The following is an 18597-nucleotide window of genomic DNA, read 5'->3' as shown; positions in this document are numbered from 1 at the left end:
CGGTCAAGCCGGGGCATGACGGAAACTCAATACGCGTTCTCGTTCTTGGTCAGCAGCGAGACCGGCGTCTTCAGGAGAATGACGAGGTCGAACAGCACCGACCAGTTCTCGATGTAGTAGAGGTCGAATTCGACGCGCTTCTGGATCTTCTCTTCATTGTCGATCTCGCCGCGCCAGCCGTTGATCTGGGCCCAGCCGGTGATGCCGGGCTTGACGCGGTGACGAGCGAAATAGCCGTCGACGGCTTCGTCGAAAAGGCGACTCTGGAGCTTGCCCTGGACCGCATGCGGACGCGGGCCGACCAGGGACAAATTGCCTGAGAACACCACGTTGAAGAGCTGCGGCAGCTCGTCGAGGCTGGTCTTGCGGATGAAGCGGCCGACGCGGGTGACGCGCGGATCGTTTTTGGTCACGACCTTGGAGGCGGTCGGGTCGGCCTGATGGTGGTACATCGAGCGGAATTTGTAGACGTCGATGCGCTCGTTGTTGAAACCGAAGCGCTTCTGACGAAACAGCGCCGGTCCGGGGCTATCGAGCTTCACCGCCAGCGCCACCAGTCCCATCACCGGCAGGGCTGCGAGCAGCGCGAGGCCGCCGACGATGCGGTCGAACAGCCACTTCATCACCAGGTCCCAGTCGGTGATCGGCGCCTCGAACACGTCGAGCGTCGGCACCTCGCCGAGGTAGGAATAGGAGCGGGGACGGAAACGCAGCTTGTTGGTGTGCGCGGAGAGCCGGATGTCGACCGGCAGCACCCAGAGCTTCTTCAGCATCTCCAGGATGCGGGTCTCCGCCGAGATCGGCAGCGCGAACAGCACGAGATCGACGCGGGTGCGGCGGGCGAATTCGACGATGTCGTCGACCTTGCCGAGCTTGCGCGCGCCGGCGCAGGTGTCGAGCGCGCGACTGTCGTTACGGTCGTCGAACACGCCGAGCACGTGGATGTCGGAATCCTCCTGGGCGTTCAGCGCCTCGACCAGTTGCTCGCCGTTGCTGTCGGAGCCGACAACGATGGTGCGGCGGTCGAGCCGGCCCTGGCGTGCCCAGGCGCGCACCAGCGAGCGCAGCACCAGACGTTGGGAGATGAGCGCGGCGAGCCCGAGGAAGTAGAAGGCGGCAAGCCACAGCCGCGACATTTCGCTGCCGAACTTGGCGAAGAAGGATACGCCGATGAACAGCAGGAAGACGAACGACCAGGAGGAGATCATCCGCGTCATCTGCCGGAGCTGACCGCGGAACAGCTGCACCTGATAGATGTCGGCGGCCTGGAAGCAGACCACGGCGGCGACCGCGACGGCGATGATCTGCGCGGGATAAACCCAGCTGAAGGAGCCGGCGAGCGGCATGACATAGCCGACATAGAGCGCGATGCCGACGAGGCTCAGCAGGGCGAAATCGGCCAAACGGACGAAGCCGGTGATCACGATCGGCGAATAGGCGCGGGCGACCTTCTGGTTGACGACTTCGAGCGCGGCGGGCGAGAGCCGGCGACGGCGCTCCACAAACGGTTGGTCAGCCGGCTTCGCCGCGGCGCTTGTGGCGGCGTCGAGCATCGAGCGTGCGTTGAGCGGTTCCACGGGCGTCCACGTCCATTCCAAAAAACCCGCGGGTCGCAGCGTTGCGCCCCGGGCGAGCATCCCCTGGCACGTCGATTATCGGACAAATCGGAAGATTCTCTAAAGCGGTCTTAAGGATGGTTAATGATTGGCAAATGCGTCGCGATAACCCGCGAGCACGCCGTCAACCATCGCCTGCTGGGAGAAATGCGCGGAGATGCGCTCGCGCAGGGCGGATGCGCGCTGCGCGGTCGCCTGCGGATCGTCGAGTGCGGTCGCGATCGCTTCCGCCATCGCTTCGGCGTTGCTTGCCGCGAACAGGGCCGGGCTCTCGGGCCCAAAAATCTCAGGGATGCCGCCGACGCGGGCCGCGATCATGGGAATACCGGCAGCTCCAGCCTCGATCACGACGTACGGCATTGAATCGCCGCGGGAGGGCACGACCAGCAGCCGCCCCTTGGAGAAGCCGTAGCGCGCCTTGACGTGACCGATGAAGCGGATGGCGCTGGAGAGACCAAGCTTGTGGACCTGCGCTTTCAGCGCCGCCGTCTCCTCGCCGTCGCCGCCGAGCGTGAGCGTGACCTTCTTGCCGCCCTCGTGCAGGCGCGCCACCGCATCGACCAGCAAATCCGCGCCCTTGATGTGCCTGAACTCGCCGACATAGGCGAGATCGGTGGCGTCGTCGGCGATGCTAACAGGCTCGAATTCTTCCGGCGTCACGCCATTGAATACGCAATGCACCACGCCTTTGGGTGTGCCGACGATGCGCTGATAGGTGTCGCGCGCAAACGCGCTCTCGAACAGGAACAGGTCCGTCGCGTCCATCAGCGTGCGTTCGAGCCGCGCGTAAAACTCGCCCTTGAAGGTGTTGAGGGGATAGTGCAGCGAGCCGCCATGCGGGGTGTAGATGCGGATGGCGTCGTTGGATCGCCGCCGCATGCGGACGAAGGCGCCGGCCTTGGCTCCGTGGCCGTGCGTGACGTCGGGTTTGAGCGCGGCGATCAGTCGCCGCATCCGCAGCCACACCAGAAAATCGTCAGGCGACGGTTCGCGACGGATCGCCAGCCGGTGCACGCCGAGCTTCAGCCGCGGCGCGAGCTCGGCCAGCGCCTTGTCCGCGCGCTCACCGCCGGTGAGGCTGTCGGCGAGAATCCCGACGTGATGACCGCGATCGACCTGACCGTTGGCGAGATCGAGGATGTGGCGGAAGATGCCGCCCACGGGAGCGCGCACGGCGTGCAGGATGCGGAGCGGCCGGTCGGGAGAGGGGGGCATGATCAGAACCAGCGCTCGACGGCGAATGCTCGAACAATTCTCGAAATATCGAGATGGATTAAGAGCCCTCGTGGTTAACAAACGGTGTCGGCGCCGTGCGCGCCGGTCGCGGCAGGGCGCGATTAACCCAGCAGCAACCTTAATGGAGTGTAATCGCCCCGGTTGAGGTAGAGTCGCAGCGTTGCCCTGCGGGAGTGTTCGATGCGTTTAGCGTTCTGGCGTGCCGGCAAGGACAAGGCAGTGGTCGAGCGGGCTATTTCGAAGCCCAAAGCCGAAGCCAAATCGACCGAAGCCGCGCCCGAGATTGAAGTAGAGCCTGCGCCCGTTGCTGCGAAGCAGGCACAAGCCGAATCCGGCGACATCGATTTGCACGCGCTCGGCGCGGTGCTCGCCCGCAAGCGCGGCTGGATCATCGTGCCGACGGTGCTCGCGCTGGTCGCGTCGATCGCCGCCGTCAATCTCGTTACCCCGCGTTACAAGTCGGAATCCCGTATCCTGATCGACGGCCGCGAGAACGTGTTCCTGCGGCCGAGCAGCGACCGCAGCACCGAAGAGCGGCAGTCGCTCGATCCCGAGGCGGTGACCAGCCAGGTGCAGCTCGTGCTCTCGCGCGATCTCGCGCGCGAGATCATCAAAAAGAACAAGCTCGCGGAACGCCCCGAATTCGATCCGGTGCTGCAAGGCATTTCGCCGCTGAAGTCGCTCGCGGCGCTGATCGGCATCGGTCGCGATCCGTTTTCGATGACGCCGGAAGAGCGGGTGCTGGATGCCTATTACGAGCGGCTCCAGGCCTACGCCGTCGACAAATCGCGCGTGATCGTGGTCGAATTCCAGTCCGCCGATCCCGACCTTGCCGCGCGCGTCGCCAATTCGATCGCCGACGGCTATCTCGTGCTCCAGCAGAATGCGCGCCAGGACCAGGCCCGCAGCGCCAGCCAGTGGCTTTCGGGCGAAATCGAAAATCTGCGCAAGAAAGTCTCCGACGCCGAAGCCAAGGTCGAGGACTTCCGTTCCAAGTCGTCGCTGTTCGTCGGCACCAACAACACCACGCTCTCGAACCAGCAGATGGGCGAGGTCAATACCCAGCTCAACAACGCGCGCTCGATGAGGGCGGATGCTGAATCCAGGGCGCGGCTGATCAAAGAGATGCTCCAGAGCGGCAAGCCGATCGAAGCGTCCGAGGTGGTGAATTCCGAACTGATGCGGCGGCTGTCGGAGCAGCGGGTGACGTTGCGGGCGCAGCTTGCCGAACAATCGTCCACGCTGCTCGGCAATCACCCGCGGATCAAGGAGCTGAAGGCGCAGCTCGGCGACCTCGACAACCAAATTCGCGACGAAGCGGCCAAGATCTCGCGCTCGCTCGAAAGCGATGCGCGGATCGCCGGTGGCCGGGTCGACGGCCTGACGGCGAGCCTCGACCAGCTCAAGAAGCAGGCGACCTCGACCAACGGTCAGGACGTCCAGCTCCGCGCGCTCGAGCGCGAAGCCAAGGCCCAGCGCGACCTGCTCGAGACGTATCTTGGGAAGTATCGCGAGGCCAGCACCCGCGAGAGCATCGATACCGCGCCGGCCGAGGGCCGCATCATCTCGCGCGCTATCGTCTCGAATACGCCGGCCTATCCGAAGAAGCTGCCGATCGTGCTGATCGCGACGATCGCGACGCTGCTGCTCTCGTCCGGCGTCGTCGTCACCGGCGAGCTGCTGCGCCAGACCGCGCCACGCGCGGTGGCGGTGTTCACGCCGGCGCAAGCGCAGGCGCCGGTGCGCCAAGAACCGGTAGTCCAGCCGCTGGTCCAGCCGGCCGTCCAGCCGATGGCCGAACCGATGCTCGATCCGGTTGTGGAAGACCTTACGCCGCTTCAGCCCGAGATGACGGCCGATGCCGACGTCACTGAATTCGCCGAGATCGAGCATCTGGCCGACAGCCTGCGCGCTGCGGGACCGGCGGCGAAGAAGGTCACGGTGCTCGGCACCGCGGCCGGCGAAGCCATCACGCTGCTGACGCTGACGCTGGCCCGGCACCTGGCGCGCGATGCGCGCGTCGTTGTGGTCGATCTCGCCGCATCCTCGCCGACCATCGCCGCGGTGTCCGTCGATGCTTCGGCTCCCGGCCTCGCCGAGCTGATGCAGGGCGAGGCCTCGTTCGCGCAAATCATCACCCGGGACAAGCTCTCGCGGCTGCATCTGGTCATGGCCGGCCGTCCCGGCTTCGACCGCAGCCTGCTGCAATCGCCGCGGGTGACGCTCGCGATCGATGCGCTGCTCCGCGCCTACGACCACGTGCTGGTGGACGCCGGCAGTGCCTCGGACCTCCCGGCCGAACTGCTGACGGCGCATGCCCGCGCCGTCGTGGTGCCCGATGCCTTGATGGCGCCGGATGCCCGCACGCTGATGTGCGAGCAGCTGAAGGCGGTCGGCTTCAGTGAGGTGACGATGCTGAGCAGGCCCGTGCAGCCGTCGGACGCTGTGGACGCGCCGCGCGTGGTGGCGGCGTAATTCTCGCCCTCTGCCCCTGCGGGAGAGGGTGGCTTCGCGAAAGCGAAGCCGGGTGAGGGGTCTTTCTCCACGAGCTCGGAATCGTAGGGTGGGCAAAGGCGCATTTGCGCCGTGCCCACCACCTTTCAACGATTGCGGGAGACGTGGTGGGCACGCTTCGCTTTGCCCACCCTACGAGACCAGAGGCTGTGACGCCTACCCGAACGTCTGCCGCAGCCGCCGCGCCAGATCGAACAACATCTGGTTCTGCTTCACCAGCCGTTTGCCGTGGCTCAGCGAGGACATCGCCATCGCCGCGAGTTTTCCGCGCGCGGTCAGGGGCACGAAGCTGTCGAAAATGTCGTCGTCGTCCTTGCAGAACATGCGCTTGTACTCGTCCGAGCCGATGCCGAGATCGAGCGAGCGGTAGCCGCGTTCGGCGTAGCGATCGATGATGTAGCGCATCAGGATCAGGCCGGGGCTGTAGCGCGCATGTTCCGACATCGTGTAGGTGTTGAACATCATCGAGAAGCGCTGGCCGTCGGCGACGCCGGCGAAGATCGCGATCACCTCGTCGTCGCATTCGAGCGCATGAATATCGATGACGCGGCCTTCGCCGCGCGCAGACAGGCACGCGCTGCGGATGAACGCTTCGACGCCGGGCTCGGCAAAGACGTTGGGCAGTTTCTGTTCGGCCATCCGCGCCGGCTTGACCCGGAAGAACCAGTCGAGCAGGCGGGTGACGTCCGCATCCGTGGTGGCGAGGTGATAACGATAGCCGGCAAGCGCCTGGAGCTTCTTTTCCTTGCTCTTGAGGCGGCGGCGAAAGGAGTTGCTGATCCGCGATGTGGGCGGCCCGCCCGGTTCCATCGCCAGGAGAGGGCAGCCGTTGATCGCACTCTGCCGCGGCAGCTGCGCGAGCGGGTTGTGCTGGTCGCGCCAGTGCAGCGGCTGCTGCGTCAGCGCGAGCACGTCGGCATGCTCGCGCAGCGGCGCAAGCAGCGCGTCGAGATCGGCGATGGCGACCTCGGCGGCGAACTCGGCGTTCCACAGGCCCATGTTGAAGGTGGTGTGCTTGCCGCCCATGAAGCAGGCCGTGCGCACGCCGTGGCCTTGCCGCAGCGAGAGCGGCAGCAGCAGGAGCGGCTGGTGCTCGGCGTCGCGGGCTATTACGATGAAGGGACTGGCGCCTTCGTGGCTGCCGACGAGCCGTTGCCATGGGCTGAGCAGGTCGAAGCGCTGGTAGGGCGTGAAGAGGTGGCCGCTCTCCTCGAACGCGCGCCAGACCGTCTCGGCCTCGGCCAGATCGGTGACGATATCGACATGCGCGATACGGCTCGCTTTCGACCGCGCTGGCGATTCTGCCGTCCGGCTTTGCATCGCCGCAGCCATGGTCATTCACGAAACCTGTCGAGAAACGAAAAATTTGCGTAGTTCGGCCTGTGGCCGACCTTTGCAAAGAAATGTCAACAAAGGGTAATGACAATCAGGCGAACGCGAAGGTGGGATATTGGCATCCGACGACAGATGGCTGGAACGGTTGCGGCTTGAACTGGCCTGGTTCACCGGTCAGGCTGTGCTGCGCAACCGCGGCGTCGGCGCGATCCTGCGGTTTCAGCACGTGCGGCCGCGGCGGCGCGGCGCGTTTCAGCCGCTGCGTGAAAGCGAGATCAGTCCGCAATTTCTCGATCGCGCCATTCGTGCGCTGAAGCAGTGGGGATATGACTTCCTCGGCATGGACGATGTCTGCCGCCGCGCGGTGACGCTGCCGGAGAAGCGGCGCTTCGTGGCGCTGACCTTCGACGGCGCCAAGAAGGACCTCATCAGCTTCGCCTATCCGGTGCTGGCGCGCCACGCCGTGCCGTTCACGATCTACGTGCCCACCGCGTTTCCCGATGGAGTCGGAGAGGCCTGGTGGCTCGGGCTCGAGCGGATGATCGCGCGCGAGAGCCGCATCAACCTGATGATGGGCGAGAAGGAGCAGCGCTTCACCGTCACAGGCAACGCCGAGAAGCAGGCGCTGTTTTCGTTCGTCGAGAGCTGGCTGCGCTCGTTGCCGCCGGCAGATTTGTCGGCTGCGATCGCCGATCTCTGCACGCGTTACCGGGTCGATCTCGCCGCGCTCTCGCGCGAAGCATCGATGGATTGGGAGGATCTGGCAAAGCTTGCGGCGGATCCGCTGGTCACGGTCGGCAGCGCGACGGTGAACTATCCCATTCTCGCCAACATGAAGGACGCCGCCGCGTTGCGCGAGATGACGATGGGCAAGGCGGTCGCGGAAGCGGCCTTCGACCGCGAGATCAGGCATCTAGCCTTTCCGTTCGGCGATCGCTCGTCTTTCCGGCGCAGCCATGTCGTCATGGCGGAGGAGGCCGGCTTTGCCAGCGCCGTCTCGACCATCCCCGGCATCGTGGACGCGGAGGGGCGCACCAATCTGCGCGCACTGCCGCGGATTTCCTGGGACGGCCGGATACAATCACTGCGCATGCTGCGTGTGCTGGTGTCCGGAGTTGCCTTCGCGCCGGTGAAACCGACCGCCAGCGTTACGAATTAGATTTGATCCGATCCGGCCGCTGCATCCAGCTCACGATCGGCATCGCCGGCAGCACCCAGCCCATGCCGACCACCACGTAGTAGATCGCCTGCCGCCAGCCGGACTCGGCGATCCACGGCATCTGCGCCAGCGCCATGCCGAGCAGGGCCCAGACGGTGGCCAGCACCAGGAGCAGGATGGCGCCGAGGAACTTGCGGGTGCGGATCGTCATGGCGGAATGCTGCGGCCTTCGCGTAACTTGCGCTGCGGGAGCGGGGGACTATAAGGGGCACGCAGTCCGGTTCAAGTCTCTTTGCAACAAGGCTTGGTTTTGCCCCTGAAATGACGACGATTTTCGCTCCGACCAACCCGCATCGCGCCGTGCGCTGGTGGTTGATTTCCGTGGCCGCCCTCATCGCGCTGATGGTGCTGGTCGGCGGCGCGACGCGGCTGACGGAATCCGGCCTCTCGATCGTCGAATGGAAGCCGGTCACGGGCAGCGTGCCGCCGCTGTCGGAGGCGCAGTGGTCCGAGGCCTTCGAGGCCTACAAGAAAATTCCGCAATATCGCGAGCTCAACGCGGGCATGAGCCTGTCCGAGTTCAAGGAGATTTTCTGGTGGGAATGGAGCCACCGGATGCTCGGCCGTTTCATCGGCGTGGCCTATCTGCTGCCGTTCCTGTTCTTCCTGTGGCGCGGCGGCCTGTCGGGTGAGTTGAAACGGCGGTTGTGGCTGCTGTTCGCGCTTGGCGGACTCCAGGGCGCCGTCGGCTGGTGGATGGTGGCCTCGGGCCTGACGGAACGTGTCGAGGTCTCGCAATATCGACTGGCGACGCATCTGGTGCTCGCGCTCCTGATCTTCGCCGGCATCGTCTGGACGGTGCGGCGGCTCGCCGAGCGTCCGCAGATCATTGCGCCCGCGCGGCTGAAATTCACGAGCGTGCTGCTGCTCATCGTCACCTTCGTCCAGATCTATTTCGGCGCGCTGGTCGCGGGTCTGCGCGCCGGGCGTGCCTACAACACCTGGCCGCAGATCGACGGCGCGTTCATTCCCGCAGGCGACCGGCTCTGGTTCGAGACGCCGTGGTGGCGCAATATGTTCGATAACGTGCTGACGGTGCAGTTCGAGCACCGCATGACGGCCTATGCGCTGTTCGTGCTGGCGGCACTGCATGCGCTCGATGCGGTGCGCTCGCGCACGGCGGCCGGCGGTGCGCTCTGCCTGTTCGCCGCGGTCAGCCTGCAGGCTGTGCTCGGGATCCTCACGCTGCTCAACCAGGTGCCGATCGATCTCGCGCTTTCGCACCAAGCGGTTGCGATCGTGGTGCTCACGCTTGCAGTGATGCAGGTGGAGCGGCTGGCCTCGCGACAATCTGCACAGGCGCGGCCGCGCGCGGTTCCGGTCGGTCAGGCCGGCTGATCAGGTCAGCAATAGCCGTAGACGCCGCACGCGTAGGGCAGGCGCCAGAAATAGCCGACTTGTGGTCCGCCGTAGTACGGGCCCTGATAATCGTAGCTCCAGGGCCGGCCATAATAGCCCGGCAAGGTGCTGGAGCCTGGCAGGAGCGGTGTGCCCGGCAGGTTGCGGATATAGCTGCCGATGCCATAGGCCGGCGAGATCAGCGCATCCGGATCGGTCTCGACATAGACCTGTGGCGGGTCCTGCGGCGGCACGGCAGCGCGCCGTCTCGCTGTGGCCGGCAGATCGGCGGCAACGGCAGCTGAGACCGTCAGCATGGCGGCAAGGGCAGGCACCATCCAGCGCAGCATCGTCGGCTCCGAATCAAAGGGGCGATCCAAGGACGATGTATGCGGCAGATATGGTTAATGACTGTTAACCGACTGCGGCCAAAACGGCCGCCGTCATTCCGGGGCGGTCCGGCAGGACCGAACTCAGGTGCGCAATTGCGCACCTGAGAATCTCGAGATTCCGGGTCTGGTCCTTCGGACCATCCCGGAATGACGATGGCAATTACGCCCCCAGCGCCTGCTCCAGATCGGCGATCAGATCTTCCTTGTCTTCGATGCCGATCGAGAGCCGCACCACGTCGGGGCCGGCGCCGGACTTCACCTTGGCGGCGTCGTCGAGCTGGCTGTGCGTCGTCGAGGCCGGGTGGATGACCAGCGAGCGGGTGTCGCCGACATTGGCCAGGTGCGAGAACAGCTGCAGCTTCGACACCAGGCTGACGCCGGCGTCATAGCCGCCCTTCAGGCTGAAGGTGAACACGGCGCCTGCGCCCTTCGGCGCGTATTTCCGCGCGAGCTGATTGTACTTGTCGCTTGCCAAGCCCGCATAGCTCACCGAGGCCACCGCCGGATGGCCGGCGAGGAATTCGGCGACGGCCTTGGCGTTGTCGCAGTGCTTCTGCATGCGCAGCGGCAGCGTCTCGATGCCGGTCAGGATCATGAAGGCGTTGAACGGTGACAGCGCGGGTCCGAGATCGCGCAGGCCCAGCACGCGGCAGGCGATCGCGAAAGCGAAATTGCCAAAGGTCTCCTGGAGGCGGATGCCGTGATATTCGGGCCGCGGCTCCGACAGCATCGGATATTTGCCGCCGGTGGACCAGTCGAACGTGCCGGCGTCGACGATGATGCCGCCGAGCGAATTGCCGTGGCCGCCCAGGAATTTCGTCAGCGAGTGCACGACGATGTCGGCGCCATGATCGATCGGGCGGATCAGATAGGGCGAGGCCAGCGTGTTGTCGACGATCAGCGGCACGCCCGCCTTGCGCGCCACCGTCGAGATCGCCTCGATGTCGGTGATGCTGCCGCCGGGATTGGCAATGGACTCGATGAAGATGGCCTTCGTGCGCGGCGTCACCGCGCGCTCGAAGCTTGCGATGTCGTCGGAATCGGCCCACACCACGTTCCAGCCGAAGCTCTTGAACGCATGCGAGAACTGGTTGATCGAGCCGCCATAGAGCTTTCGCGCGGCGATGAATTCGTCGCCGGGCTGGAGCAATTGCTGCAGCACCACGACCTGTGCGGCGTGGCCCGAGGCGACCGCAAGCGCGGCGGTGCCGCCTTCGAGTGCGGCAACACGCTCTTCCAGCACCGCGTTGGTGGGATTGCCGATGCGGGTATAGATGTTGCCGAATGCCTGCAGGCCGAACAGCGAGGCGGCGTGGTCGGCGTCGTTGAAGACGAAAGAGGTGGTTTGATAAATCGGGGTCGCGCGCGCACCGGTGGTGGGATCGGGTTGTGCCCCGGCATGCACGGCGAGGGTCGAAAATCCCGGAAGGCGATCGCTCATTGAGGGCGTCCTGTTCTTGTGATCTGAAATCGCGCGGCATGCTGATCGGCGACGCGCCCGCCGTCAAGGCGCCGCTTCACATCACGGCGCTACGATTGTCACGTTCGCGCAACGGAAGTTTATTGCGTCAGCTCTGCTCGGTCTTGTTCTTTGCTGCGCGATCGGAAGCCGCGGTGTCACCGCCGCTGACACTCATCCGATTGAGGGATAGCCGCATGCCTTGCGTCGGAGCCGGCGGCCGTTTGGAGCTCAGCGTGCGTGAATTGACGCCCATCCAGGAGATCTCCGACGACAAGCGGCCATATTCGATCTTCGGGCAGCGGTTCATCACGACCTTGATACCGACCGATTCCGCTTTCGCCGCTGCCGCGTCGTCGCGCGCGCCAAGCTGCATCCAGATCACCTTCGGCAGCGGATCGAGCGTGAGCGCTTCTTCGACCACCGGCATGATGTGGCTGGAGTTGCGAAAGATGTCGATCATGTCGACGGGGCGGCCGATGTCGGAGAGCGAGGCAATAAACGGCTTTCCGAGCAGATCCTTGCCGACATGGCCGGGATTGACCGGGATCATGTCATAGCCGCGCTGCGCCAGATATTTGAACGCAAAATAGCTCGGCCGCACATTGACGGGCGAGGCGCCGACCATCGCGATCGACTTCACGCTGTTGAGGATGCCGCGGATGTAATTGTCGGGATAGGCGTCGTGGTTCATCTTTTTCTTTCTCTGACCCTCATGGTGAGGAGCGCGGCACGCGCGTCTCGAACCATGAGGCCACAGTCGGGCCTCCATCCTTCGAGACGCCGCGTTCCGCGGCTCCTCAGGACGAGGTGTTGACTACTCATCCCGCCATGTCGGCGTGCGCTTCTCGATGAAGGCGCCGATGCCTTCCTCGGCGTCGCGCGCCATCATGTTCTCGGTCATCACCTCTGCCGCATAGCGATAGGCGTCCGCAAGGCTCATCTCGGCCTGGCGGTAGAACGCCTCCTTGCCGAGCTTGACGGTGTAGGCCGACTTCAGCGCGACCTGTTCGGCGAGGGCAATTGCGGCCTCGCGCTCGGTGCCGGCCGCGACCACGCGGTTGATGAGCCCGATCTCGCGGGCGCGCGTGGCCGGGATCGGCTCGCCGGTCAGCAGCATTTCCATCGCCTGCTTGCGCGGCACGTTCCGTGACAACGCCACCATCGGCGTGGAGCAGAACAGCCCGATATCGACGCCCGGCGTGGCAAAGCTCGCCGCTTCCGAGGCGATCGCGAGATCGCAGCTTGCCACGAGCTGGCAGCCGGCCGCGGTCGCGATGCCCTGGACGGCAGCGACCACGGGCTTCGGCAAGTGCACGACCGCCTGCATCATCGCGCTGCAGGCGGTCATCATCTCGGCAAAGAAGGCGCGGCCGCGATCCGGGTCAGTGCGGCGCGCGGTCAGTTCCTTCATATCGTGGCCGGCGGAGAAGGCGGGGCCGTTGGCGGCGATCACCACGCCGCGGATCGCCTTGTCGTCGCGGATCTCGTTGAGCTCGGCATGCAGGCTTGCGATCATCGCCTGCGACAGGCTGTTGCGCGCGGCCGGGCGGTTCAGCGTCAGGACCGCGATGGGCCCTATGGTCTCGCGCAGCAGGCTCGACGGTTGCGGGGAGGGGGCGCGGGCGGCCTGGGCGGACATCGAAGCGTTCCCGGTTGGATTCTTGCAATTGGATGACGCAGATAACTTAATGTAACAGGGGATGCGAAGCGAGGGTGAGGCGAAGCATGGCGTTAGCGAAAATGAGCGTGGCGGAGGTCGAGCAGTTTCTCCGTGACGAGTTTCCCCAGGCCTTCAGCGGCGATGACATCACGATCGAGAGCGCCGACGGCCAGACCTGCCTTTTGCGCCAGCGCTACAGCGAAAGGATGCTGCGGCCGGGTGGAACCGTGTCCGGCCCGACGCTGATGGCACTGGCGGATTTCGCGATGTACGTGGTGCTGCTGTCCGCGATCGGGCCGATCGGGCTTGCGGTCACCACCAATCTCAACATCAACTTCCTGCGCAAGGGCCAGCCCGGCCAGGATGTGCTGGCGGAGGCGCGGCTGCTCAAGCTCGGCAAACGCCTGGCGGTCGGCGAGGTGAAGCTGCTGTCCGGCACGTCGCCCGATCCGATCGCTCATGTCACCTCGACCTATTCCATTCCAAATGTTTGAGCTTTTCGCAGGTAATATAGCACCATAATTTTAAGATATTGATTTTGCTATTGTAATTCCTGCTCTGGGGCATTGACCGTTGCGCGTCTCTTCTCTAGAAAATCGCGCAGTCCGGCGCGGTGTTCGCGCCGATATCTCCCGTCCACGGAAACTCCGATATGAAAACCTTTTCGGCAAAGCCGGCTGAGGTGACGAAGAAGTGGGTACTGATCGACGCCAAGGGTCTGGTTGTCGGCCGTCTCGCCACCATCGTCGCCATGCGCCTGCGCGGCAAGCACCTCCCGACCTACACCCCGCACGTTGATTGCGGCGACAACGTCATCATCATCAACGCGCAGCATGCGGTCCTCACCGGTCGCAAGCGCGAGCAGAAGACCTACTACAAGCACACCGGTTACGTCGGCCACGTCAAGGAGCGCACCGCGCGCCAGATCCTCGAGGGCAAGCATCCCGAGCGCGTGCTCGAGAAGGCCGTCGAGCGCATGATCCCGCGTGGTCCGCTCGGTCGCGTCCAGATGGGCAACCTCCGCGTCTATGGCGGCGCCGATCATCCGCACGAGGCCCAGACGCCCGAGAAGATCGACATCGCCAAGTTGAACCGCAAGAACACGAGGGCCGCATAACATGGCCGAATCCATTCAGTCGCTCGACCAGCTCTCGCAGCTCAAGACCGCGGTCGCGCCCGACGCGCCCAAGCACGAGAAGAAGGTCGACAAGTTCAACCGCGCCTATGCCACCGGCAAGCGCAAGGACGCGGTCGCCCGCGTCTGGATCAAGCCGGGCGCCGGCAAGGTCACGGTCAATTCGCGCGAGGTCGAGGTCTATTTCGCCCGTCCCGTGCTGCGCATGATGATCGAGCAGCCGTTCTCGGTGGCCGCGCGTTCCGGCCAGTACGACGTGATCTGCACCGTCGCCGGAGGCGGTCTGTCCGGCCAGGCCGGTGCCGTCCGTCACGGCATCTCCAAGGCGCTCACCTATTTCGAGCCGGAGCTGCGCACCGTGCTCAAGAAGGGCGGCTTCCTGACCCGCGACTCCCGCGTGGTCGAGCGCAAGAAGTACGGCAAGGCCAAGGCCCGCCGGTCCTTCCAGTTCTCGAAGCGTTAATCGCTTCGGTCACATTCGCCGCGAAAGCGGCTTCAATGAGATGCAAAAGGGCGCTGATTTCAGCGCCCTTTTTGTTGTTCGTTTGTATGCAAATTGATGACGTGTTTCCCGAAAACTTGGCCCCGCATGAAAACCTGAATGGAACTCGCGGGACATAGCGTCGCATCTGGAAGGGCGCGCAAGTCGGCTGGGCCGATCGCGTAACTTGCTATGTCTAGAAGGGGGCCGACATGATGTCGCTCGATAGCATCACGCTCTATTTGGTCGCCACCATGGTTGCCGCACTGCTCGGCGCCATGATGGTGTTTTTCGGCACGCAGGAGAACAGCCCCGCGCTGAAATGGTGGGGCACCGCGTATCTGCTCGGCGCAGCGTCCGTCGCGTTATGGACCGCGGCCGGCGAGAAGCTCGGCCCGCATCTTTACCTTGCGCTGAACGCGGTCGGCTTCGTCGCCTGCGGCATGGTGTGGAATGCGGCGCGCGTCTTCCACGGCCGCAAGCCGAACTGGCCGGGGCTCCTCGTCGGCGCGCTGGCCTGGGCCGCCGCCGTGACGCTGCTTGATCCCGCCGCGTCAATGCTGCGTATGATCGTCGGCGCCGGCATCGTCTCGGTCTATGCGGCGCTGACCGCGAGCGAGCTCTGGGTTGAGCGGCGCAAGAGCCTGCAACGGCGCTGGCCGGCCTTCGTGGTGCCGGTGATGCACGGCTGCGTGCTGATGCTGCCGATCGTGCTCGGCAGCTTCCTGCGTCCGAACGATGCCGGCTTCTCCGGCAGCATCTGGGTCACTGTGTTTGCGGTCGAGCTCATCCTCTATGCCGTCGGCACCGTGTTCGTGATCTTCATGCTGGTGTCGGAGCGCACGGTGACGGCGCACCGGACCGCCGCGTCTACCGATCCCCTGACCGGCATGCTCAACCGCCGCGGCTTCTCGGAAGCCTGCGGGCGCGTGATCGAGCGCGAGGCCAAGGCCGGTCGTCCCGTGACCGTGATGATCTTCGACATCGACCACTTCAAGTCGATCAACGACCGCTTCGGCCATCCTGCCGGCGACGAGATGCTGAAACTGTTCTCGACCGTCGTCGTCAGCAACCTGCGCATGACCGATATGTCGGGCCGCATCGGCGGCGAGGAGTTCGCCGCCCTGCTGCCGTGTTCGCTGGAGGAGGGCGTGCTGGTTGCCGAGCGCGTGCGCGAGGCGTTCGAGACCTCCGGCGTCGTGGTCGATGAGGGCCCGGTCGACACCACCGTCAGCATCGGCGTTGCCGGCGGTCCGGCCGGCACCGAGCTCGAGGTGTTGCTGGCCTCGGCCGACACAGCGCTCTACCAGGCCAAGCGCGGCGGTCGTAACCGCGTCGAGGCGGCGGAGGAGCTGCCGCTGTCGCTGGAGAACTGGCGTCGCCAGAGCGCGGCGCGGGTTGGTGCGCCGCAGGCGCGTCCGGCCACCGCCTGAAGCCAAGAGGCGCCTCAGGAGGCGCCTTCGGTAATCCGCTGTTTACCATTCGATCCCTACCATTGCGGTCATGGAATCGATCCGTCGACAGAACCCGCAGGCTGCCCTGATGTCGCTCGAAGCCGCTGCGGCCTCGACACGAGGCGGCTTCGCCTGCGTGTTCTCCACCGCGGATGAATACGAGCGCGCGCTGATCACCGAGCGCCGCGCGCAGGGGCGCTACACGCAAAGCCGTAGCTACTGGCCGCTCGCGCTGTTCATCGGTTGCGCGCTCATCGTGGCAGGCACCGCTCTGCTGTTGGCATGAGAGCACGCATTTTTGACCGGTCAGGGCGCCGATTCGGTGCCTTTTTCTTCGTTGCGGTCTACGGTAGACACACCCATCAAACAAACAGGGTGGAAACCGATGATCACCGAGATCGCGCAAATCGACGTCAAGCCGGGCAGCGAGAAGGACTTTGAGGCGGCCGTCGCCAAGGCCAAAGCCGCCTTCGGCGGTTCGAAGGGCTTTCACGGCTTCGAGCTGCACAAGTCGATCGAGAAGCCGCAGCGCTACCGGCTGATGGTGAAGTGGGCGACGCTGGAGAACCACACCGTCGATTTCCGCGGCTCGGAGAATTTCACCGAATGGCGCGGCCTCGTCGGCCAGTACTTTGCTTCGCCCCCGGAGGTCGAGCACACCGAGACCGTGCTGACGACCTGAGCTGCTTCACGACGCCTTACGCCGCCTCGTCGCCTGAGCATGATCTTTTCGGAAAACCGCTGCGCACTTTTCCGGATCATGCTGCCAGGGGCGGCGCCTCATACGTCTTGAAATGGTCGATCATGACCTTGGCGATGGCGACCAGTGGCAGCGCCAGCGCCAGGCCCCAGATGCCGAACACGACGCCGAGCAGGATCTGGAACGCAAACAGCGTGGCCGGCGGGATGTCGAGCGCCTGCCGCTGCAGGATCGGCGTCAGCACATAGCTCTCCATCGCGTGCACGCCCATGAAGAGGAGGAAGGCCGACAGCGCCGGAATCCAGCCCGAGGCGAGGCTCGCGAGCACCACGACGACGCCGGCAATGATGGCGCCGACGGTCGGAATGAAGGCGAGCAGGCCCGCCTGAATGCCCAGGATGAACGAGCCGGGAATGCCGATGATGGCAAGCCCGATCCAGGTCACGATGCCAACCGCAATCATCACGACGATCTGCGCGATCAGCCAGCGTTCCAGCGTCTCGCTGATGCCGTCGATGATCAGGGTGACGCGGGTGCGATGCCTCGCCGGCGCCAGGAACAACAGGCCGTCGTGATAGACGCCGGGCTGGGCGGCGAAGGACAGCCCCAGGAACAGCACGATGAAGATGTTTCCCACGCCGTGGATGGTGCCGAGCAGGAGCTTGAAGGTCTGGCTCACGATCGCGCCACCGCTGGAGGCCAGCGCGCCGGCGCCGGGCAAGGAACCGCGCGGGGGTGCTGCTGGCGAGGGTGTCGAGTCCGATGGTGGATTGGCCGAAGTGTCGGACGCAGCGCTGCCGAGATCGAAGAAGCTGGTGTCGATCCCGTGGTTGTCCAGGAAGCTCTTCACGTTGCCGATCTGCGACTTGATGGTCTTGCTCAGCAGCGAGGCCTGCTCGGCGATGGTGGCGCCGCCGAGATAGGCGACGCCTGCGAGCAGCACCGCAAGCACGACGCAGACGATCGCGAGCCGGACCGGATGCGGCAAGTGCACGCGGCGGCCGAGCGCGTTGGTCAGCGCGTTGAGGCCGACGCCGAGCAGCATGCCGGTGAAGATCAGCAGCAGCGTGGTCGCAAAATACCAAGTGAAGACCAGCATCGCCGTAAACAGCACGACACCGATGCCGCCGACCGAAATTGCCCAAGCCAGATCGGTGCGGGTCGTGGGGCGTTGGTCTGCGAGGATGGTCACATCATGTCCTTTTCGGCGGCTGCGGGCGGGGCACTCTTTCGACAAACGCGCTTCCGATCAAGACCGCGTCAACGCGCTGGTTTGACGCTGTCGCGCGAACGGTGCAGAGCGATGAGGAGAAAACAGGTGGGGGGCGTTTGAGTTTCATCAGCAAGTGGGCCGGTCTGCTGGGGCTTCTGGCCGTGATCGTGATCGGCGACCAGATCCGGATCAACCGGCCCGGCCACAAATACCGCCTCACGGTCGAGGTGACGACGCCTGACGGGATCAAGACGGGGTCCGGTGTTCTCGCTGTGGTGCCTGACCGCAACTATAACCGCGGCGGCCGCACCACGATGCGCGGGGAGGCCGTGTTCGTCGATCTCGGCCAAGACGGCGGCAAAGGCAAGAACCTGGTGGCATTGCTGGCGCATCAGCAGGGCGGCAAGCTCGACCTCGACGACATCAACTATGTCGCGCTCCGTGCCTATGGCGCCGCGCGCGGCAACCGCGTCTCGTTCAACGATATCAGCCGGCAGGCCGGCATGGTCCCGGTGCAGGGGGAGCTGATCCCAGTGCTCGTGAGCTTTGGCGATCCCAAAGACCCCGAGACCGCGCGCCTTGTCGCCGGCGACCATGCGGATGCGGTTCTGGGCGATGGCTACGCCGTCCGTGCCCTCACCGCCGAGGTAGTGCCCAACGGGTTTTGGCCGATCGATTTCGGCGGGGTGCTCGGGGAGCCCGTGACGCGCGGAATCGAGGCGAAACTGCCCTGGCTGGCCACGCCGGACGATCCGGCGGCAACCGCGCTGAAGGCCGCCGGCCTGCCCGTCGTGGGGACAACCGAGGCCCGGGAGGCATTTGCGCGAAAATAGCATTGCCGT

General features: G+C 65.0%; 19 protein-coding genes. 10 read left to right on the top strand and 9 right to left on the bottom strand.

The window, feature by feature from the left end:
- Positions 1-26 precede the first annotated feature (26 nt).
- Entirely contained in the window at positions 27-1577 is a 1551-nt protein-coding gene (locus IVB46_RS21290; protein WP_247302022.1) for an undecaprenyl-phosphate glucose phosphotransferase, read from the bottom strand.
- Between the two features lie 120 nt (positions 1578-1697).
- On the bottom strand, positions 1698-2831 hold the full coding sequence (locus tag IVB46_RS21285) for a glycosyltransferase family 4 protein (RefSeq protein ID WP_247302019.1): 1134 nt from the start codon (positions 2829-2831) through the stop codon (positions 1698-1700).
- Positions 2832-3032: 201 nt separating this feature from the next.
- On the opposite strand from IVB46_RS21285, the gene IVB46_RS21280 reads away from it, so the two are divergent.
- Positions 3033-5327: an exopolysaccharide transport family protein gene (locus tag IVB46_RS21280; RefSeq protein ID WP_247302015.1), complete on the top strand. Its 2295-nt coding sequence runs from the start codon at positions 3033-3035 to the stop codon at positions 5325-5327.
- Positions 5328-5522: 195 nt separating this feature from the next.
- Here the strand turns inward: IVB46_RS21280 and IVB46_RS21275 are convergent, their stop codons facing one another.
- Positions 5523-6704: a GNAT family N-acetyltransferase gene (locus IVB46_RS21275; RefSeq protein ID WP_247302013.1), complete on the bottom strand. Its 1182-nt coding sequence runs from the start codon at positions 6702-6704 to the stop codon at positions 5523-5525.
- A gap of 112 nt (positions 6705-6816) precedes the next feature.
- Between IVB46_RS21275 and IVB46_RS21270 the strand changes: the two genes are divergently transcribed.
- Complete coding sequence (locus tag IVB46_RS21270; protein WP_247302010.1) at positions 6817-7860, top strand: polysaccharide deacetylase family protein; 1044 nt, start codon at positions 6817-6819, stop codon at positions 7858-7860.
- On the opposite strand, the gene IVB46_RS21265 is transcribed toward IVB46_RS21270, so the two are convergent.
- Entirely contained in the window at positions 7850-8071 is a 222-nt protein-coding gene (locus IVB46_RS21265; RefSeq protein WP_247302007.1) for a DUF2842 domain-containing protein, read from the bottom strand. The two genes, IVB46_RS21270 and IVB46_RS21265, sit on opposite strands and share 11 nt — an antisense overlap.
- A 110-nt stretch (positions 8072-8181) precedes the next feature.
- Here IVB46_RS21265 and IVB46_RS21260 point away from each other — a divergent pair, with 110 nt between their 5' ends.
- Positions 8182-9258: a COX15/CtaA family protein gene (locus IVB46_RS21260; RefSeq protein ID WP_247343413.1), complete on the top strand. Its 1077-nt coding sequence runs from the start codon at positions 8182-8184 to the stop codon at positions 9256-9258.
- Between the two features lie 5 nt (positions 9259-9263).
- On the opposite strand, the gene IVB46_RS21255 is transcribed toward IVB46_RS21260, so the two are convergent.
- The 4 genes from IVB46_RS21255 to IVB46_RS21240 form a co-directional block, all read right to left on the bottom strand.
- Positions 9264-9608: a hypothetical protein gene (locus IVB46_RS21255; RefSeq protein WP_063982941.1), complete on the bottom strand. Its 345-nt coding sequence runs from the start codon at positions 9606-9608 to the stop codon at positions 9264-9266.
- A 202-nt stretch (positions 9609-9810) separates the two neighbouring features.
- The gene (locus IVB46_RS21250; protein ID WP_028149015.1) at positions 9811-11091 is read right to left on the bottom strand and encodes an O-acetylhomoserine aminocarboxypropyltransferase; all 1281 of its coding nucleotides are present in this window, start codon (positions 11089-11091) and stop codon (positions 9811-9813) included.
- A gap of 127 nt (positions 11092-11218) precedes the next feature.
- Positions 11219-11803: a CoA-binding protein gene (locus IVB46_RS21245; RefSeq protein ID WP_071913309.1), complete on the bottom strand. Its 585-nt coding sequence runs from the start codon at positions 11801-11803 to the stop codon at positions 11219-11221.
- Positions 11804-11926: 123 nt separating this feature from the next.
- Positions 11927-12751 carry an enoyl-CoA hydratase gene (locus IVB46_RS21240; protein ID WP_247301999.1) on the bottom strand — a complete coding sequence of 275 codons (825 nt, stop codon included), beginning with the start codon at positions 12749-12751 and terminating at the stop codon, positions 11927-11929.
- Positions 12752-12837: 86 nt separating this feature from the next.
- On the opposite strand from IVB46_RS21240, the gene IVB46_RS21235 reads away from it, so the two are divergent.
- The 6 genes from IVB46_RS21235 (at position 12838) to IVB46_RS21210 (ending at position 16524) form a co-directional block, all read left to right on the top strand.
- Positions 12838-13266 (top strand): PaaI family thioesterase, encoded by a 429-nt coding sequence (locus IVB46_RS21235; RefSeq protein WP_039147848.1) that lies wholly within the window; start codon positions 12838-12840, stop codon positions 13264-13266.
- A gap of 158 nt (positions 13267-13424) precedes the next feature.
- A complete protein-coding gene (gene rplM / locus IVB46_RS21230) occupies positions 13425-13889 on the top strand; it encodes a 50S ribosomal protein L13 (protein ID WP_008137961.1) in 465 nt (154 codons plus the stop codon).
- Position 13890: 1 nt separating this feature from the next.
- Positions 13891-14370: a 30S ribosomal protein S9 gene (gene rpsI, locus IVB46_RS21225; RefSeq protein WP_166097019.1), complete on the top strand. Its 480-nt coding sequence runs from the start codon at positions 13891-13893 to the stop codon at positions 14368-14370.
- 230 nt (positions 14371-14600) lie between these two features.
- A complete protein-coding gene (locus tag IVB46_RS21220) occupies positions 14601-15821 on the top strand; it encodes a GGDEF domain-containing protein (protein WP_166097018.1) in 1221 nt (406 codons plus the stop codon).
- A 70-nt stretch (positions 15822-15891) separates the two neighbouring features.
- The gene (locus tag IVB46_RS21215) at positions 15892-16128 is read left to right on the top strand and encodes a hypothetical protein (protein ID WP_247301996.1); all 237 of its coding nucleotides are present in this window, start codon (positions 15892-15894) and stop codon (positions 16126-16128) included.
- Between the two features lie 99 nt (positions 16129-16227).
- Positions 16228-16524, top strand: coding sequence for an antibiotic biosynthesis monooxygenase family protein (locus IVB46_RS21210; RefSeq protein ID WP_028155908.1), 297 nt, complete (start codon positions 16228-16230; stop codon positions 16522-16524).
- Between the two features lie 76 nt (positions 16525-16600).
- Here the strand turns inward: IVB46_RS21210 and IVB46_RS21205 are convergent, their stop codons facing one another.
- Positions 16601-17734 carry an AI-2E family transporter gene (locus IVB46_RS21205; protein ID WP_247301994.1) on the bottom strand — a complete coding sequence of 378 codons (1134 nt, stop codon included), beginning with the start codon at positions 17732-17734 and terminating at the stop codon, positions 16601-16603.
- Between the two features lie 137 nt (positions 17735-17871).
- Here IVB46_RS21205 and IVB46_RS21200 point away from each other — a divergent pair, with 137 nt between their 5' ends.
- A complete protein-coding gene (locus tag IVB46_RS21200; RefSeq protein ID WP_247301993.1) occupies positions 17872-18588 on the top strand; it encodes a hypothetical protein in 717 nt (238 codons plus the stop codon).
- Positions 18589-18597 lie beyond the last annotated feature (9 nt).

Origin of the sequence: Bradyrhizobium sp. 61 (genome assembly GCF_023073075.1) — a bacterium.
Lineage (GTDB): Bacteria > Pseudomonadota > Alphaproteobacteria > Rhizobiales > Xanthobacteraceae > Bradyrhizobium > Bradyrhizobium barranii.
Note: the sequence above shows the minus strand (reverse complement) of the source record. Positions and strands in the feature narration are given on the sequence as shown.

Bases quoted from the DNA above. Each gene is read 5' to 3' on its own strand.
- IVB46_RS21210 (WP_028155908.1), top strand. From the start codon at position 16,228: ATGATCACCGAGATCGCGCAAATCGACGTCAAGCCGGGCAGCGAGAAG.
- IVB46_RS21280 (WP_247302015.1), top strand. From the start codon at position 3,033: ATGCGTTTAGCGTTCTGGCGTGCCGGCAAGGACAAGGCAGTGGTCGAG.
- IVB46_RS21275 (WP_247302013.1), bottom strand. From the start codon at position 6,704: ATGACCATGGCTGCGGCGATGCAAAGCCGGACGGCAGAATCGCCAGCG.
- IVB46_RS21265 (WP_247302007.1), bottom strand. From the start codon at position 8,071: ATGACGATCCGCACCCGCAAGTTCCTCGGCGCCATCCTGCTCCTGGTG.
- rpsI (WP_166097019.1), top strand. From the start codon at position 13,891: ATGGCCGAATCCATTCAGTCGCTCGACCAGCTCTCGCAGCTCAAGACC.
- IVB46_RS21260 (WP_247343413.1), top strand. From the start codon at position 8,182: ATGACGACGATTTTCGCTCCGACCAACCCGCATCGCGCCGTGCGCTGG.
- IVB46_RS21235 (WP_039147848.1), top strand. From the start codon at position 12,838: ATGGCGTTAGCGAAAATGAGCGTGGCGGAGGTCGAGCAGTTTCTCCGT.
- IVB46_RS21255 (WP_063982941.1), bottom strand. From the start codon at position 9,608: ATGCTGCGCTGGATGGTGCCTGCCCTTGCCGCCATGCTGACGGTCTCA.
- IVB46_RS21240 (WP_247301999.1), bottom strand. From the start codon at position 12,751: ATGTCCGCCCAGGCCGCCCGCGCCCCCTCCCCGCAACCGTCGAGCCTG.
- IVB46_RS21220 (WP_166097018.1), top strand. From the start codon at position 14,601: ATGATGTCGCTCGATAGCATCACGCTCTATTTGGTCGCCACCATGGTT.
- IVB46_RS21245 (WP_071913309.1), bottom strand. From the start codon at position 11,803: ATGAACCACGACGCCTATCCCGACAATTACATCCGCGGCATCCTCAAC.
- rplM (WP_008137961.1), top strand. From the start codon at position 13,425: ATGAAAACCTTTTCGGCAAAGCCGGCTGAGGTGACGAAGAAGTGGGTA.
- IVB46_RS21250 (WP_028149015.1), bottom strand. From the start codon at position 11,091: ATGAGCGATCGCCTTCCGGGATTTTCGACCCTCGCCGTGCATGCCGGG.
- IVB46_RS21285 (WP_247302019.1), bottom strand. From the start codon at position 2,831: ATGCCCCCCTCTCCCGACCGGCCGCTCCGCATCCTGCACGCCGTGCGC.
- IVB46_RS21215 (WP_247301996.1), top strand. From the start codon at position 15,892: ATGGAATCGATCCGTCGACAGAACCCGCAGGCTGCCCTGATGTCGCTC.